Here is a 393-nt window from a genome sequence, read left to right as displayed (position 1 = left end):
AAAAATATTTCCGGCTGTTTGCGGGCATGGTGCTCATTCTGCTGGTCTTAAAACCGTTTACGGGGGGACTCCGGCTGGATGACAAACTGGCCTATTACTTCGAAGCCATCAGCTTTCAGAAAGAGGCGTCGGAGCTTTCGGCCCAGATCTCAGATATGGAAAGCGTTCGTTTAAAGAGTATGGTGAGCCAGTACGAGGAGGCGGTGGAGCATGACCTGCGTACCATGGCAGAATCGTCGGGATTTGTCTGTGTGAAGGCGAAGGCTCTCATTGACGGGGATGAAAAGAATGCGAGGTTCGGTCACGTGGTATCCGTCAGCCTCCGCCTTGCTCCGGACAGCCCAGGACAGACGGATCAGGGGAACAATACCAAAATCAGGCCGGTTGAATCAG

At 53.2% G+C, this 393-nt stretch carries 1 protein-coding gene; it reads left to right on the top strand.

Going from position 1 to position 393, the window contains the following annotated elements:
* A partial coding sequence (locus tag NE664_15325) for a stage III sporulation protein AF (GenBank protein MCQ4728003.1) occupies positions 1–393 on the top strand: 393 nt, incomplete at both ends.

Origin of the sequence: Anaerotignum faecicola, from assembly GCA_024460105.1 — a bacterium.
Taxonomy (GTDB): Bacteria; Bacillota; Clostridia; order Lachnospirales; family Anaerotignaceae; genus JANFXS01.
This window is presented reverse-complemented; position numbering and strand designations above follow the sequence as displayed.